Origin of the sequence: Variovorax sp. J22R115, from assembly GCF_030317005.1 — a bacterium.
In the GTDB taxonomy this organism is placed as follows: domain Bacteria; phylum Pseudomonadota; class Gammaproteobacteria; order Burkholderiales; family Burkholderiaceae_C; genus Variovorax.
Genome location: NZ_JASZYM010000006.1, coordinates 209045 through 223930, shown reverse-complemented (window position 1 = coordinate 223930; position 14886 = coordinate 209045). Strand labels below are relative to the sequence as shown.

Here is a 14886-nt window from a genome sequence, read left to right as displayed (position 1 = left end):
AACCTATGTGATGGCAATGCCGCCATCGACGCGCAAGTCAATGCCCGTCACAAAGCTGCTCTCGTCGGATGCCAGGAACAGCGCGGCGCGCGCAAGCTCATTGGGCCGGCCGAGACGGCCGAGCGGGATCGCCGATGCCACGCCTTTCTCGAACGCAGGTCGGTCTTCTGGCGAGATGCCGAGCTTTTCCAGGATGGGTGTGTCGACCGGCCCGGGGCTGAGGACGTTGACGCGGATGCCGCGACCCTTCAGTTCCAGCGCCCAGCTTCGAGCAAATGCGCCGATGGCCGCCTTGGTCCCTGCGTAGACCGCATGGTCGTCGAGCACCTTCGCGCTCGCGATCGAGCCCGTGAGGATGATGGACCCCCCCTCGCGCATCAAGGGCAGCATCTTGGTGACGCCAAAGAAGACGCCGCGAGTGTTGGTCGCGAATTGGGCGTCGTAGCTCTCCACGCTCACCGCCAATGAAGGCTCGATGCGATTGATGCCGGCGTTGGCCATGTAGATGTCGATCGCGCCGAATCGGGCCGAGACCTCCGCGACCAGCCGGTCATGTGTCGACAAGTCGCCGACGTCCCCGATGATTCCTGTGGCTTCGGGGCCGAGTTCGGCCAGGGCGATGTCCACGGCATCCCGCCGCCGACCCACGATGACGACCTTGGCGCCTTGGGCCGCGAAGGCCTTCGCCGCGGCGAGACCGATGCCGCTGCTCCCGCCCGTGATGACTGCAATTTTTCCGGATAGCTTGCTCATGAGTTGTTCCTTGGTTGATGCAACGAATTTAGGTATTCCTGAATGGATTGAGTAGTCCATAATTTGACAAACATTTGTTCCAAAAGAAGTTGAATCGATGCTGGATCGAACCCAGGGTCTGATCGCATTTGTGCGCACGGTGGAGGCCGGCTCGTTCAGCGGTGCGGCGCGGGCGTTGGGCACTTCGCCATCGGCAATCTCCAAGAGCGTGGCGCGGCTCGAGGCGCGGTTCGGCGTGCGTCTGTTCCAGCGGTCCACCCGCACCTTGACGCTGACCCAGGAGGGTGCGGCGTACTTCGAACGCGTCGCACCGCTGCTTCGCGCGCTCGACGAGGCGGGCGATGTGATGCACGCGACGGCGACGGCCCAAGGCCTCTTGCGCGTGACGGCACCCGGAGATCTGGGCCGGGTGCTGATGGAGCCGCTGACCCGGGAGTTCCTGCCCCGACATCGAGGGCTCAAGCTGGAGATCAGCCTGACGGACAGGCACGTTGACCTGATCCGCGAAGGTTTCGACATCGCGGTGCGGGCAGGCGATGTCGCGGATTCCGACCTGACCTCGCGCTTGGTTGCCAGGCTGCCCATGGTGCTGGCGGCGTCGCCGGCATACCTGACCGCCCACGGCGCTCCAAAGAGCAAGGAAGCGCTTCGGGATCACGATCACGTCCGCTACGTGCTCGCCGGCAAGCCTTTTCCGTTGAAGTTCGCCGACGGCAGCGTCTTCACGCCGGAAGGTGTCCTCGATGCGGACAGTGGCGTTGCGACGCGCATTGCGGCGTTGAACGGCATGGGCATCGTGCAGATGCTGCGCTTTGCCATCCAAGACGACATCGACGCCGGCAGGTTGAAGCCGGTGCTGCCGAAGGTTCCACTTCCGTTGGTGTCGGTGTATGCATTGCACGCCTTCGGACGCCACGCTCCCGCAAGGGCGCGCCTCTTCATTGATTTCCTTGCTGCCAAATTGGCGTCCTTCTCTTGACGCGGGCATGCCATCGGCGCTGTGGCATTCAAAAGTGCTCACCCACCAATTCCTCGCTCTTGCTCCACAGCCGTCTGGCGGTTTCCGGGTCGAGCGCGTACGAGCAAACGCCTTCGGCAACGGGACTGACAGCCCGGTCGACCACCTCGGACACGTGGCAGTTTTCGCAGTACCGGCCACCGACCTCAGTGGATGTCGCGACGACACCGGCCCACACCGTAGTCGCTGCACCCTGAGGCACGGTCTTCCATTGGAACGGTGGCTGGCCTTGTGCCACCAGGTCGACGCTGATTCGCTGCAGGATCTGATCCATCGCTTCAAGGCCGATATGCCGTCCGAGCTCCGTCCGGACGGTTCCGGGATGCACGGCGGTCGCGCGCACGCCGCGCGACTTGTGGCGTCGATCGAACTCAACAGCGAACAGGATGTTTGCTGTCTTGGAACGCGCATACGCGATTCCGGGCTCATACGCGGTGCGTTCGAAGTTCAGATCATCGAGCGTGAAGTTCGCCGAGCGATGGGAGGCGGAGGCCACGACCACGACCCGGCCACCGTCGGCGATCAAGGGGGCGAGGCGATTGACGAACACGAAGTGGCCGAGATGGTTGGTACCCAGCTGTGTTTCGAAGCCGTCACGCGTGCGGCCCAACGGTGTCGCCATGACCCCCGCGTTGGCGATCACGACATCGAACGGGCGCCCGTCGCGAACAAGAGCATCGGCGCAGCTGCGCGCGCTCGCGAGCGAGGCCAGGTCGAGTGCGACCAGTTCGAGGCCGCCGCCGGCCACAGCGGCACGGACCGGCGCGGTGGCGTCTGCGGCTTTGCCAAGGTCCCGGGCGGTGCCGATGACCTGCGCGCCGCGCGCGGCCAAGGACCGCGCGGTTTCCACGCCGATCCCGGACGACACACCGGTCACGAGGATGCGCTTCCCGCGAAGGTCGATGCCTGACAGAACTTCATCAGCGGTGGACGTCATACCCAGTCGGGAATCGCCAGCCTCATCAGGCGAGGTTGCTTGCTTTTCATGCATGGCGGCATCGTAGGGGCCGCCCCTTGGAGGCGGTAGCAGCCAAACAGGCCACACGGCGTTGCCGGGCAGGCAGCAATGCCCTGGGGCCTGGATGCGCATGACATGGCGTGGCGCGCTTGACGCCGCGCTCGGAGAGGCTGCCGCTTCGGTGCACTGGACCCCACGGCGTGACGCTCAGGCACCACGACGCGATCGACGCTCGGAGAAATAGCGTGCAGGGGGCGTCCCCATGGACTTCTTGAACATGACGATGAAGGCGGTCACGGTCTCGTAGCCCAGGCGATCGGCGGCTTGCTGCACCGACGCACCGGATGCCATCCACTGCAGGGCCAATACCAGGTGCAGCCGCTGCCGCCAACGTCCGAACGTCAGGCCGGTCTCCGATTGAAGGAACCGGTTGAATGTGCGCTCGCTCATTGCAAGGCGCGACGCCCATTGGGACGCGGTGGTGCGATCGGACGGATCCCGCATCAGGGCGTCGATGAGCCGTCGCAGGCGCGGCTCGTCGGAGACGGGCAGGTGCATCGTCTCGGTCGGCATGCGCACGAGCTGATCCAGCAGCACGGCGTGCAACCGCACGGTTTCCGGATTTCGCTGCGTCCTTGTCGGCAAGGTAGCCAGATGGAGGATCAGTTCGCGCAGCAAGGGGCTGATGGCCAGTGCGCAGCAGGTCGTCGGCATCTGCACGGCGCCATCCTCGACGAAGAGAAAGCAGGCATTGCCGTTGGCGGTCATCTGATTGCTGTGCGGAACGCCCCCGGGTATCCACAGCCCGCCGTGCATGGGCGCCATCCACAGCGCACCCTGTACCTCGCAGGTCACGGCGCCGTGCAACACCATCACCAGCTGGCCCTGCCGGTGCCTATGCGTGGCCAACTCCTCGACGACATGTTGCGTTCGAATCTGAACTGCAGCGATGGCCGCGTCCATCGCATCGAACTCGAAAGTCCATGGGCTCCGACCTGACGACGACATCACTCAATTTGACCGGATTTGAAGACTTTGCGTCGATGCATGCAGATTCAGACTCGTGGGCAATCACTAGAGTGAGGTTTCGTTCCGAACAGCTTCAACGCATGCCTCACTCGACTTCCCCGCTGCGCGTCCAACTTCGTCCTACGTTTCTCATCACTGGCATCCTGCTCGTTGCCGCGAGCCTGCGTGCACCGATCACCGTGCTCGGGCCGCTTATTGATCCTGTCCGCGACAGCTTCATGCTCAATGCCTCGCAGGCTGGATTGCTGACGACCGTGCCGCTGCTTGCGTTCGCCGTGGTCTCGCCGATGGCGGCTGCGATCGCGCGTCGGCACGGCTTGGAAAGAGCAATTTTTGGCGCATTGGCGCTGTTGATCTGCGGCATCGTGCTGCGGTCTGCCGGGACCGTCTCGGCGCTGTTTGTCGGAACTGGCTTGATCGGTGGCGCGATTGCGATCGCCAACGTTCTGCTGCCCAGTCTCCTGAAGCGAGACTTTCCGCGGCAGGTGGCCGCGCTGACAGCTTGCTATGCGCTGGCGATGATCGCCGCCGCGGGCGCAATGTCCGCGCTTGCGGTGCCGCTTGAACACGCGCTGCACGCCGGCTGGCAAAGCGCGCTGGCGACGGTAGCAGGGCTGCCGCTGATCGCGGCCCTTGTTTGGCTTCCCCAGTTGCGCAGCCAGACGCGCTCGAGTCCCGTTCTTTCGGCGCCAGCGCCGCGTGAATCGGTATGGCGTTCGAGCCTGGCGTGGCAGGTGGCTGGCTATCTGGGTTTGACCTGCTTCATTCACTTCGCTGCCATCGCGTGGCTGGCCTCGCTGCTGCACGACGCAGGCTATTCGAGCGCACGCGCCGGAACGCTCCATGGATGGATGCAACTGGCGGGGGCCGTGCCCGCAATGCTGTTGGTGCCGCTGCTTCAGCGATTGCCTGACCAGCGCTGGCTTGCCGTTGCTTCGCCGGCATTGAGCGGCTGCGCACTGGTGGGCCTGCTGGCGCTGCCCGCGTGGGCCGGGTTCTGGGTCTTCGCTTTCGGAATGGGGATGGGGGCCGCCCTGATCCTGAGTCTCGCCTTCGTCGGGCTGCGCGCAGGCACTCAGCAGGTCGCTGCATCGCTCTCCGGCATGTCGCAGTGCATCGGCTATCTGATGGCGGCTGTGGGACCGATCTTCGTCGGCGTCCTGCACGAATTCGCGGGAAACTGGACCGCACCGCTCGTGGCCTGCGTGGTGCTCTGCATCGTGATGTGCGCACTGGGGGCGTCCGTGGGGCGAGCCGTTCGCGTCGACGGATAAAGGGGCGCGCGCGTCAGGCCGGGAGGGGGTGTGCCTCGGGAGCGCTTCCTATGAAGCCGCGCGCCAGCCAGAGGTCCGGAAACGGAAGCTCATCGAAAGTAGGCGCCGAGGTCTCGCCACCTTTGGCCACTGGCGAACGACCGGTGAACGCTCGGCGCGTTGTCTTTCGGAGCCGGCCGGTCCAGTCCGTGAATGCGTTGGCGATCTCCGCGAGCGTGTCGCCGAGTTGCTGCAGCGGAACGTCCGGATAGGGATCCTCGTAGATCTCGCGCCAGATTTGCTCGATCGTCTCGTTGGGCACATAGGGTGTCCCCGCTGTTCGTTCGAGCAGATGCGCCGGCACGGTCAACCCGATGCGGCTCAGGTAGGCGAGCACATCGTCGTAAAGGCTGGGCTCGGCGGCGAGCGCTGGACTCGGTCGCTCGCGACGTCGGGACCGAGAAGGTGCCGGCTGCAGCTGGTCTACCTGCTGGAGGCCCAGCAGATCGATCAGTTGACGATGGATCGGGCCTTGAAAGGCCGTGTCCTGTCCAAGCTGGGCTGAAACCCGGGACAGCAAGACGAACAAGCGGTTCGGCGTCATCCAGGCGATCGAGCGCAAGGTGGCGTTCAGAGGCTCGAAATGGGTGACCGCGCGTCGGAGCGATCGGGAGGCTTCGGTCAGGTTGTCGGCGCGAAGCTGCTCCTGGGCGGTTCGAAGTTCCCTGACGATCAGCGCCCACCAGAGCTCGGACACTTGCGCGGCGACAATCAACCCGAATTCTCCCGGGTCACCCTGCGATAGGGGACTGCCGAGATTCACCACAGACTCTCGAGCAGCGCGTCGAGCTTGGCCGAGGCGCCGGCGCCAAGGTCGGCAACCTCGTTGGGATAGTTCTTCTTCAGGAGCGTGGCGACTTCCGGAAGCCGGGCCTTGTCGAGGTCGAACGCACTGACACGATCGGGCAGCCCCAGCGTCTTCACCACGCCCGAGATCTTCTCTGCCAACTGCGTCGCGACATCATCCTCTCCGACCGATGCAGCGAAGACTTCCAGCTTCTCACCATAGAAGTCCGCGCAGGCCCGGATCACCGGCGCGAGGGTGATGCAGGATGTCGCGCTGTGCGGCAGGCCGTAGGTTCCGCCGAGGATGTGACCGATCCGGTGGCTCAGTCCATAGATGACCGAGGCGGGGGAGAAGTAGCACTGCCAGGCGGCCAATTGCAGTTGCAGTAGGTCATCGGTCGTCACCAGGCCTTTCTCGATGGCCTCTCGGGTCTGCGTGGCCTTCGGCCATTTCTCGAGCACTCTGAGGAATCGTGCCACGCCGCTGGCGGCCATGATCGCGTGCGGATGCTCCTTGGTGACCTTGCGCATGCCTTCGACCGCATGATCCATCCCCTTGACGGCCGAGGACAGAAGCAGCGCACGGGGCGTATCGAGCACGAGTACGGGGTCGATCACGACGACCTTCGGCGTGGTCTCGCGCACAGCGTAGCTGCGCTTGAATTTTTGCGCGCCGTCCGTTTCGGTGATGCCGAAGTAGTGCGAGAACTCGGAGCCGGACAGCGTCGTGGGCAATGCTGCGATCGGAAGGAACCGCCCGGTCCTTTCATGGTGGAGATGGGACACGGCCTTGGCAGCGTCGAGGACGGATCCGCCGCCGAGGGCAATGATCGACTCGGCCCCGGCCCGCTCGCAGGCATCGAGCCCTTGCTGGATGGCGCTGTCGGGAGCGTGCGCGGGCAGGTCCGTGAAGGTGCCGACGCCTTGCTTCAGATTAGGCTGCACGTGAGTCTGGTTCAGCTTCGCCAACGGCTCGACGGTGAACGTGATCGCGTGGCCGATCCCATAGTCCGCGAGCCGCGCCACCGTGCTTTGCAGAATATGTTCGCCCCAGAAGACACCGTCCTGCGGCAAGCAGTTGTACTGATTCATTTCGATCGACCTTTTCGATAACAGGATCGAAAAGATAGAGCCTCGAGTACCCGCTCACAAGCCGTCGAAACTCAGACGTAGCGTCCATGCCGGTGGACGATGCGAGTCCGGCGTGTTCAGGGCGGATCGAATGCCGTGATGACAGGAATCTCGACCGCGAGGAAATCCACCAGCGAACGCACAGCCGGAAGCAATCCTGTCCGGAAGGGTATCAGTGCGGACATGCGGGCGTCTGCAGCGACCCAGTCGGGCAAAAGATGCCGCAAGGTACCGCCCTGCAGTTCCGATCGACAGATGTAGCCGGGCAGTGCGGCGATGCCGAGGTTGGCGCATGCCGCTTCCTTGAGCGCGACCATGTTGTTGCTCTGGAACCTGGGGTCGATGGGCATGTCGATCTCCGCGCCATCGGGTCCCCGCAAGCGCCACTGCAGCGGTCCGTTGCGCACCATGGAAATGGTGGCATGTTGCGCGAGGTCCTCCGGACGTTCGGGCACGCCCATCTGCTCCAGGTACTTGGGCCCGGCGAAGAGATACCACGGAACGTGGGCGATCGCCCGCTGCACCAGCGTAGAGTCCTGCAGCGGTGTCGTATGACCGCGAATCGCGAGATCGAAGCCTTCGCCTACGATGTCCACATAGCGATCGGTCGCAATCTCGGTGATACGGACCTTCGGGTGCCGGTTGAGAAAAATGGGAAGAAGATCCCGAAGAGCGAACTGGGCGATCTCGACAGCCGTGGTCAGTCGAATCACGCCGCTCGGCTCCGTCAGTCTCTGCCGGACCGCCTCTTCAGCGGCCTCCGCGCTCTGCAGCGTCGCGATGGCGTACTGATAGAACTCCTTGCCGATGTCGGTCATCCCGAACTGGCGGGAGGTCCTGTTGAGAAGGCGAACACCCAGGGACGCTTCGAGCTCTTGAACACGGTGACTCAATGTCGACTTGGGCAGGCGAAGGCTGACGCCGGCGGCGGTGAAGCCTCCGCGGTCCACGACCTGCACGAAATAGTAGACATCCTTCAGATCCAGCATGTGAAGCCTGATGAAAGGTGGCGCATGGCCGCAGCATGACGCCGGAAGGGCGCGGCGGTCAATGGACCGTCCCGTTCTGCGCCAAGACCTGCAAGGCCGCGTCCGGCAGCGGGCCCGGCCTGTCTGTCCTACTCTCGATCAGGCGACGGTCTCCAGAGTGCGTGCGCTCGCGCGGACCAGCGCCTGGGCGACCGATGCGACGCGCCTTCCCTGGAAGCTGGCCACGGCGAGATGGTCAGCGTCGGGCATGACGGAATCTCTCTGGGAGACATGTGTCGCTCCGTAGGGCGTGCCCGCCTTGAACATCGCGGGATCGGCATATCCGAGCGGCACGATGATCAGGCCGAGGTGGGCCATCGGCGCGTAGATCGACAGGAGCGTCGACTCGTTGCCGCCGTGCTTCGAGGAGGTCGAGCCGAAGACCGAGCCGACCTTGCCATTGAGCTTGCCCTGGAACCAGAGGCCACCGAGGGTGTCGATGTAAGCCTTGAGCTCTGCACAGATCGATCCAAATCGCGTCGGTGTTCCGAAGACGATGGCATCCGCCCATTCGGCATCTGCTTCCGTCGGAGCCTCGTACTTCGTGTTCATCTCGGTGGCGCGCTCCGACCAGCCGGGAGATTGCCGCATGACTTCATGGCTGACGAATTCACGGGCGCGGCGAAGCCGGACCTCGGCGCCCTCTGCGATGGCACCTTCGGCGACCGCCTTGGCCAGAAGCTCGGTCGAACTGTTGCGGGAATAGAAAGCGATGAGAACTTTGGGTTTGGACATGGGAATGACCTGTATTTGATGATAGGTGGAAACGCGGCGACGAATTCAGACCGCGATCGGTTCCAGGCGTCCGAGAAGTTCCTGCTTGCGGTCGCGCAGCCACGGCGGGAGCTGGAACTCCGCGCCGAAGTGACCAGGCTCCTCGTCGATAGCGAACCCGATGTCGGTCGTGGCCGCCTCGAACATGACCCCGCCGGGCATCTTGAAATACATCGAACGGAAGTAATTGCGATTGACGGACTCGGACGTGTCGATGTGGCCCATCGACATCAGCTTCTCCTTGATGATCATTTGCTGTTCGACGTTGTCCACCGCGAAGGCCACGTGATGGATCGTGCCTTCGCCGTAGATGGACGATCCTTGCAAGCGATCGGGCTCGTGAAGGAACTCGACGACGGTGCCAGGGGTGCCGTCGGCGGTTTCAAAACGGTGATAGGCGCCGGACTCGCCGGCGTAGCGGAACTCCAGCGCGTCCTGCATGAAGATGATGGATTCGGCCACCTCGCGAAGCGACAACGTGATGCTGTGAACGCCGCGGATCGCGACCTCGTGCGGAATGTCGCTGGCCGAGCAGGGAGGGCGGGTGTCCCGGTCCGATGCGACGAGATCGAACTCGATACCGCAGGGATGCTGGAAACGCTGTCGCCGTTCGTCGAAGCGCTCGACGACGTCCTTGTCGAAGGCGATCCCCTTGGCGCTGAAGCGTTCGCGCCAGAAGTCGAGGGAGTCCTTGGGCACAGAATAATTGATCACCTTGATCTGGCCCGAGCCGCGCCGTCCCTTCACGCCCTTCTGCTTGAAGGGGAAGGACGTCACCAGGGTGCCGGCATCGCCCTGGGGGTTGCCGTAGTAGAGGTGGTAGACAGGCTCTTCGCCGTCGAGCAGAACGGTCTTCTTGACGAGACTTTGTCCCAGCAGCTTGACGTAGAAATCAACGTCCTCCTGTGCGCCGCTGACGCAGGCGGTCAGGTGGTGGAAGCCTTTGATGAGTGACATGGGAGTTTCCTTTGGATGAAGCGGGTTGTTCGATGGAGCGTCTCTTCGGATGCTCGCGCCTATGCATCGATGAACGAGGTGAACTCGTCCATCTGCACCTTGTGCAAGGACATCCGGTTCTCGGGCATGCTGTTGTCTGCCCAACCGAGCGACATGCCGGCGATCACCATCTGGTCTTCGGGAATTCCGAGCTCGGTGCGCAGCACGGGATACTGCAGCGACCAGATCTGTTGAGGGCAGGTGTCGAGGCCTCTGCCCCTGGCGGCCAGCATGATGTTCTGCAAGAAGCAGCCATAGCAGATGAAGCTCGCCCATTCGAGGCGCCGGTCCATCGTGAAGATGATGCCGACAGGCGCGTCGAAAAAGAGGAATTGACGCTCGACATCACGCATGCGTCCAGCCTTGTCGCTGCGATGGACGCCTTGCGCATCGCCGAGCTGGCCGCGAAAGGTGTTGAAGCGGGTCGAGTACGGATCGTGAAGCGGCTGTGGAAAGAAGGGGTACTCGGGCTCCAGTTTCTCCGGGCCGGCGCGAAATGCCTCCACCGCTGCCGCGGTGAGGCGCTTGCGTGCGTTTCCCGTCACGACGTAGCAGCGCCAGGGTTGCGTGTTGCTGGAGCTGGGCGCGTACTTCGCAATCGAAAGAATGTCCCGGACCACGTCGAGCGAGACGGGTCGATCGAGGAAGCCGCGCTTGGTGCGCCGCTCGCGGATCAGGTCATCAATGAACGGGCTCGCATTCAGTTCGAAATCTTCCATCCGTAGGTTCGCTGACATGGTGGGTTCCTCGTGGTGTGTGGCGCTTTGATGAAGGCGAGGAAATCGTAGGGACGCGGTGCCCGCCTGAGAAGGCGGCAATGCTTGTACGCAGGGTCCGGGAATGGCGAACGATCCATGCCGCTTCGGGCTCTGCAGTGCTGATGGCGGCACTAGCTCCAAAGAGAGAGGGGCACGTGGCGCGAAACGGCGTGTCTACCTTGTTGCACGCCCGACATCATTCAGGCGAGCTCGCGAATTGAGCTTCGTGCACCCCATCTTCAGCAAAGGAAAAAGTGATGTCCCCATCTCACAACCCAGAGATCGTTGCGTTCATCGATGTGCTCGCCGAAACCGGAAGCCACTATCGGATGGATGAAATGGAGAAGCTCTACACCGAGGATCTCGGCTTTCTGGTGCTCACTCCGCAGGGCGAAGTCGCCCGCTTCTCGAAGCCGCAGATGATGGACGAGTTCAGAAGCCGCCGCGATGCAGGCGAGAAGCCGCTGTCCACCGAGAAGCGAATCCTGCACATCGAGGAGCAAGGCGACGAGGCAACCGCCATCCTCTTTCGACGCATGAGCGACGACGCGGACCCGGCGCTCTATGAACTCAGGCTTCGGCGGACCAATGGCAAGTGGCTGGTGTCCGGGGAAACGGTGCTGCCCTGGCCGGACTTGGCCCACGCGAAGGGGTTTCTTCCCCGGCGCACGGAGTCGAAGACTCGATGAGCAGGGCCTTGACGTGCGAAGAGGGTGGCGACATCTCGCATTGTCAGCTTCTTCGACCGGCCATGTGCGGGCACACGGGCGGCGGATCTCCGATGAAGGTGCGCGCCGACCAGAGTTCCGGGAACGGAATCTCGTCCATCGTGGGCACCAGCCACGCGACGCCCTCGGTGCCGAAGTAGGCCGGCCGCGCGCCGAAGGTCCGACGCGTCGCCATCAGGTGGCGATGCTTCCACTGGCTGAAGCCCTCGGCGATGTCCGCCAGCGTCTCTCCGAGTTGCTGAAGCTCGACGTTCCCGTCCGGATCGGCGTAGATGTCACGCCAAAGCTTCTCGACTTCCTTGCTGGGCGTGTAGGGCGCACTCAGGTCGCGTTCGAGCAGTGCCTTCGGCACGTTCATGCCGATGCGGCTGAAGCAAGCGAGAACATCGTCGTAGAGGCTTGGCTCGGATAGCGCCTGGTTGAGCTGGGCCCAGCGCTGGGGTTGCGGCTTGAAGTGCTCAAGGTGCTGGGGCTGCTTGATCCCCAGCAGGTAAACCATCTGCCGGTACGTCCATCCCTGCAGTGCGGTGTCCTTGCCATAGGTGGCCACCGCGCGCGAAAGGATGGCCAACAGGTCGGTTGGCGTCATCCAGTCGATCGATCGCCAGATGGCCTGGAGCGGCTCCTGATGGGCGACCACGCGCAGCAAGGTCCGGTAAGCCTGGCGCAGGTTGTCGGCGCGCAGGAACCCTTGCGCCGTCCGGATCTCCTTGATGATGAGCATCCAGTAGAGCTCGGACACTTGCACATGCGTGATCCACGCGTGCTCGCCGGGGTGATCGCTCACGGTGCGTTGCAGCGAATGGAGTGCGTCGGTCTGCATCCATGCGCTGTAGGGCGTCTGCCCGGTGAACGAACCGGTGGACGCGCGGCTCTCGACGACATTGGTGGGGGTATCGCTCATCATGGCTCTCCTGTGGATTGCTTTGGTGTCAGTTCATTCGAGGTGCGGCGCGAAGGATCAACTCCATCTGCTGCGCGATCTGCAACAGGGCCCCGTCCTGGCCCGGCCTGGCGACGATTTGCAGCGCCGCGGGGAGGGCGGTGCCCGACCACCCCAGGGGAATCGAGATCGCCGGAAATCCGGCGACGTTGAATGGCGCCGTGTAGGTCATCAAGGCTTCTCGGACGCTGCCGGACCACCCGCCGATCGTTGTAGCGTGCGCGCCAATCAGCGGCGCCGTGCAAGGGCAGGTCGGCAGGACGAGATAGTCGATCGTCGACATGAGCTCGTGCAGGTTCGCCGCAAAGCGGCGCCGGGCCTGCTGGGCCCACGCGTAGTCGCGAAGGTTCACGGTCTTCGCGCGTTCCAGCCTTTCGACGGTCTCCGAACCGTAGTGGCTGACGATGCGATCCCAGTCGTTCCGCCTGAAGTGTTCGATCGTTCCCTCGGTCAGGACGATGCTGGCAAACGCGCCATAGACGTCATCGAAGAGACCCGGTGGGCTGACCTTCACGCACGCAAACACCTCAGCGAGGCAGTCCACCGCATCGTCGAAAGTGGATGCGATGTCGGGGCTCAAGGGAATGGGCGGGATTTCGCGCAGGACTCCCAACCGCGCGGAGATCCATGCATCGTCGTCAGGAACTTCGATTTGAAACGCTTGCGCGAGGATCACGACATCGTCGACGCTCATCCCGAGGACGCCGGGATGGTCCAGGGTCGGGGCCAACGGGAACACGCCGCGCGTGGAGAGTGTGTCGAACGTCGGCTTGAACCCGACGACCCCGCACAGCGCAGCGGGAATCCGGACGGACCCGCCCGTATCCGTGCCCAGGCCGGCCGCGACAGAACCGTAGGCGATGGCAGCTGCCGCTCCGCCGCTCGATCCACCGGGCGAACGCGTACGGTCGAGCGGATTGAGCGTGTCTCCATAGACAATACTGGCCGTGGTGACACCCCACGCAAACTCATGCGTCGTGGTCTTGCCAATGGGAATGGCGCCTTGCGCCAGAAGCTGCCTTACGACTTCCGCATCGGCGCTAGGGACGTGACCCAGATAGGCCGCCGAACCGTAGCGGGTCTCGACATCCTTCGTGTCGATCAGATCTTTGATGCCGATGGGCAGCCCTTCGAGCGCGCGTGGCCTGCCTTCCGCATAGCGAAGATCGCTGTCTGCCGCCGCCTTCAGGGCGCGATCCCAGTCGATGACCGAGAAGGCGTTGACGCTCCGCTTGCACGCTTCGGCCGATTCGAGCGCCTGAGCGATCAACCCGACGGTCGTTGTGCGTCGGGTCGCGAGCGCGCCGAGCGCCTCGCGAAGGCCGGGGGCGCGCAGGGCTGCGACGGGGGACGGACGGGTGTGGCGCATAGGTTGTGGATTCGAGGCAGATCTGAAGCGAAAAGATAGGCCATCGCGCAGAGGCTGTGTGCAGGTCTTTGCGGAACACAGCGTTCAGGAACGTGGACGATGAAGTCGAGTGAGACCGTTCGCCGTCCTCGGAACCTGCGTCTAAGGATTGCCGGCTTCTCAAGGGAAGTGGGCGAACCTAGAGTGCCGCTCATCGAACCTGATGGAGTACCTGCCATGCAAGCGATCAAGAGTGATGTCATGACGATCGATCGGCCGTTGATGGAAATGACTGCTGCGGCTCGCGCCGCGATGGTTGATCCCGCTCGCGCCACCATCGTGGGCGATGAAGCAGATCCGCGATTCGAGTTGTTCCATGCCGCGAGCTCGCTGTGCTCGCAGAAGGTGCGGACGGTGCTCCACGAGAAGCGTCTGTCCTATCGATCGAACGAGATGATCATCCTGGGCTCAATGGGATCGGAGGGCCTCATCCCTGCCGAGCACTACGCACCTGCCTATGTGCGCCTTCGGTTGATCGCTGGCCGGGAACTGGATCGGCCGTTCGTCGCGGGCTACAGCGGGCGTACCTCGGTTGAGACCGAAGGCTTTGATCCGTGCGTCGTGCCACTGCTTGTCGATCACCAGGGCCGACGCGTGATCGCGGATTCGTTGAGGATCTGCTGCTATCTCGATGCTCTGTCGCGGGAGACGATCCAGCTTGTTCCGCAGGATCCGGATGCGATGGCCGAGGTGATGCGCCAGGTCGGCATCGTCGACCGGATCCCGAACACCGCGCTGCTCTACGGCTTCCATCCGGATGACGACAGGCGACCGGATGCACTCAGGACGACGATGGCAACGGTGTACGAACACAAGCTCATGGCATTGGAGGCCATGATTTCTGCCAATGCGCATGAGCCTGAACTGATCGCCGCCTATCGAGCCAAGATCGCGAAGGAAGCCGGTGGCCAGAGCGTGCGCCATGACGCGGCATTCCAGCGAGCCGCTCGCAACCAGGTGGGCGAATTGCTGAAAGACCTGGACGGTGCGCTGAACGGACGATCCATGTACCTGGACGGTGACTCATTCTCCCTTGCGGATGCCGTCTGGGGGGTCAACCTGGTGCGCCTGGCATATCTCGGCCTGGCGCCGATGTGGGACGAGTTCCCCAACGTCGCTCGTTACTTCGAGACACTTGCCGAGCGGCCCTCCCTACGCAAGGAAGCGATCCGGGCCTCGATCGACAGCTTGCCGCACTCCGAGGCCTTGGCCGCGTTGTGAGACGTCGGGAGAACTGACAGGAGCGGGCCATAACACACCTTG

General features: G+C 63.4%; 15 protein-coding genes. 4 read left to right on the top strand and 11 right to left on the bottom strand.

Features of this window, described 5'->3' with window-relative positions:
• Window positions 1-3: 3 nt before the first annotated feature.
• Complete coding sequence (locus tag QTI04_RS12755) at window positions 4-753, bottom strand: SDR family NAD(P)-dependent oxidoreductase (protein ID WP_286603014.1); 750 nt, start codon at window positions 751-753, stop codon at window positions 4-6.
• 97 nt (window positions 754-850) lie between these two features.
• Here QTI04_RS12755 and QTI04_RS12750 point away from each other — a divergent pair, with 97 nt between their 5' ends.
• Window positions 851-1732 (top strand): LysR family transcriptional regulator, encoded by an 882-nt coding sequence (locus QTI04_RS12750; protein WP_286615999.1) that lies wholly within the window; start codon window positions 851-853, stop codon window positions 1730-1732.
• A gap of 28 nt (window positions 1733-1760) precedes the next feature.
• On the opposite strand, the gene QTI04_RS12745 is transcribed toward QTI04_RS12750, so the two are convergent.
• Both QTI04_RS12745 and QTI04_RS12740 read right to left on the bottom strand, forming a co-directional pair.
• The gene (locus QTI04_RS12745) at window positions 1761-2762 is read right to left on the bottom strand and encodes an SDR family NAD(P)-dependent oxidoreductase (RefSeq protein ID WP_286615998.1); all 1002 of its coding nucleotides are present in this window, start codon (window positions 2760-2762) and stop codon (window positions 1761-1763) included.
• A gap of 174 nt (window positions 2763-2936) precedes the next feature.
• Window positions 2937-3692 (bottom strand): helix-turn-helix domain-containing protein, encoded by a 756-nt coding sequence (locus tag QTI04_RS12740; RefSeq protein WP_286615997.1) that lies wholly within the window; start codon window positions 3690-3692, stop codon window positions 2937-2939.
• A gap of 146 nt (window positions 3693-3838) precedes the next feature.
• Between QTI04_RS12740 and QTI04_RS12735 the strand changes: the two genes are divergently transcribed.
• Complete coding sequence (locus tag QTI04_RS12735; protein WP_286615996.1) at window positions 3839-5032, top strand: MFS transporter; 1194 nt, start codon at window positions 3839-3841, stop codon at window positions 5030-5032.
• 13 nt (window positions 5033-5045) lie between these two features.
• Here the strand turns inward: QTI04_RS12735 and QTI04_RS12730 are convergent, their stop codons facing one another.
• From QTI04_RS12730 to QTI04_RS12705, 6 genes are all read right to left on the bottom strand, one after another.
• Complete coding sequence (locus QTI04_RS12730; RefSeq protein WP_286615995.1) at window positions 5046-5834, bottom strand: tryptophan 2,3-dioxygenase family protein; 789 nt, start codon at window positions 5832-5834, stop codon at window positions 5046-5048.
• Entirely contained in the window at window positions 5831-6949 is a 1119-nt protein-coding gene (locus QTI04_RS12725; RefSeq protein ID WP_286603019.1) for an iron-containing alcohol dehydrogenase, read from the bottom strand. Before QTI04_RS12725 ends, QTI04_RS12730 begins: the two co-directional genes overlap by 4 nt.
• A 116-nt stretch (window positions 6950-7065) precedes the next feature.
• Entirely contained in the window at window positions 7066-7977 is a 912-nt protein-coding gene (locus QTI04_RS12720; protein WP_286603020.1) for a LysR substrate-binding domain-containing protein, read from the bottom strand.
• Window positions 7978-8115: 138 nt separating this feature from the next.
• Window positions 8116-8751, bottom strand: a complete 636-nt coding sequence (gene wrbA, locus QTI04_RS12715) for an NAD(P)H:quinone oxidoreductase (protein ID WP_286615994.1) — start codon at window positions 8749-8751, stop codon at window positions 8116-8118.
• 45 nt (window positions 8752-8796) lie between these two features.
• Window positions 8797-9747: a ring-cleaving dioxygenase gene (locus QTI04_RS12710; protein WP_286603022.1), complete on the bottom strand. Its 951-nt coding sequence runs from the start codon at window positions 9745-9747 to the stop codon at window positions 8797-8799.
• A gap of 59 nt (window positions 9748-9806) precedes the next feature.
• Window positions 9807-10523, bottom strand: coding sequence for a nitroreductase (locus QTI04_RS12705; RefSeq protein ID WP_286615993.1), 717 nt, complete (start codon window positions 10521-10523; stop codon window positions 9807-9809).
• Between the two features lie 278 nt (window positions 10524-10801).
• Between QTI04_RS12705 and QTI04_RS12700 the strand changes: the two genes are divergently transcribed.
• Entirely contained in the window at window positions 10802-11233 is a 432-nt protein-coding gene (locus QTI04_RS12700; protein WP_286615992.1) for a hypothetical protein, read from the top strand.
• A gap of 43 nt (window positions 11234-11276) precedes the next feature.
• Here QTI04_RS12700 and QTI04_RS12695 read toward each other — a convergent pair whose 3' ends face one another.
• Together QTI04_RS12695 and QTI04_RS12690 are read right to left on the bottom strand one after the other, a co-directional pair.
• Window positions 11277-12176 (bottom strand): tryptophan 2,3-dioxygenase, encoded by a 900-nt coding sequence (locus QTI04_RS12695; RefSeq protein WP_286615991.1) that lies wholly within the window; start codon window positions 12174-12176, stop codon window positions 11277-11279.
• A gap of 28 nt (window positions 12177-12204) precedes the next feature.
• The gene (locus tag QTI04_RS12690) at window positions 12205-13584 is read right to left on the bottom strand and encodes an amidase (RefSeq protein ID WP_286615990.1); all 1380 of its coding nucleotides are present in this window, start codon (window positions 13582-13584) and stop codon (window positions 12205-12207) included.
• A gap of 99 nt (window positions 13585-13683) precedes the next feature.
• On the opposite strand from QTI04_RS12690, the gene QTI04_RS12685 reads away from it, so the two are divergent.
• A complete protein-coding gene (locus QTI04_RS12685; protein WP_336621885.1) occupies window positions 13684-14844 on the top strand; it encodes a glutathione S-transferase in 1161 nt (386 codons plus the stop codon).
• Window positions 14845-14886 lie beyond the last annotated feature (42 nt).

Coding starts and splice junctions, on each gene's coding strand:
- QTI04_RS12700 (WP_286615992.1), top strand. CDS start 10,802: ATGTCCCCATCTCACAACCCAGAGATCGTTGCGTTCATCGATGTGCTC.
- QTI04_RS12735 (WP_286615996.1), top strand. CDS start 3,839: ATGCCTCACTCGACTTCCCCGCTGCGCGTCCAACTTCGTCCTACGTTT.
- QTI04_RS12740 (WP_286615997.1), bottom strand. CDS start 3,692: ATGGACGCGGCCATCGCTGCAGTTCAGATTCGAACGCAACATGTCGTC.
- QTI04_RS12745 (WP_286615998.1), bottom strand. CDS start 2,762: ATGCATGAAAAGCAAGCAACCTCGCCTGATGAGGCTGGCGATTCCCGA.
- QTI04_RS12685 (WP_336621885.1), top strand. CDS start 13,684: ATGAAGTCGAGTGAGACCGTTCGCCGTCCTCGGAACCTGCGTCTAAGG.
- QTI04_RS12695 (WP_286615991.1), bottom strand. CDS start 12,176: ATGAGCGATACCCCCACCAATGTCGTCGAGAGCCGCGCGTCCACCGGT.
- QTI04_RS12750 (WP_286615999.1), top strand. CDS start 851: ATGCTGGATCGAACCCAGGGTCTGATCGCATTTGTGCGCACGGTGGAG.
- QTI04_RS12710 (WP_286603022.1), bottom strand. CDS start 9,747: ATGTCACTCATCAAAGGCTTCCACCACCTGACCGCCTGCGTCAGCGGC.
- QTI04_RS12705 (WP_286615993.1), bottom strand. CDS start 10,523: ATGTCAGCGAACCTACGGATGGAAGATTTCGAACTGAATGCGAGCCCG.
- wrbA (WP_286615994.1), bottom strand. CDS start 8,751: ATGTCCAAACCCAAAGTTCTCATCGCTTTCTATTCCCGCAACAGTTCG.
- QTI04_RS12720 (WP_286603020.1), bottom strand. CDS start 7,977: ATGCTGGATCTGAAGGATGTCTACTATTTCGTGCAGGTCGTGGACCGC.
- QTI04_RS12725 (WP_286603019.1), bottom strand. CDS start 6,949: ATGAATCAGTACAACTGCTTGCCGCAGGACGGTGTCTTCTGGGGCGAA.
- QTI04_RS12690 (WP_286615990.1), bottom strand. CDS start 13,584: ATGCGCCACACCCGTCCGTCCCCCGTCGCAGCCCTGCGCGCCCCCGGC.
- QTI04_RS12755 (WP_286603014.1), bottom strand. CDS start 753: ATGAGCAAGCTATCCGGAAAAATTGCAGTCATCACGGGCGGGAGCAGC.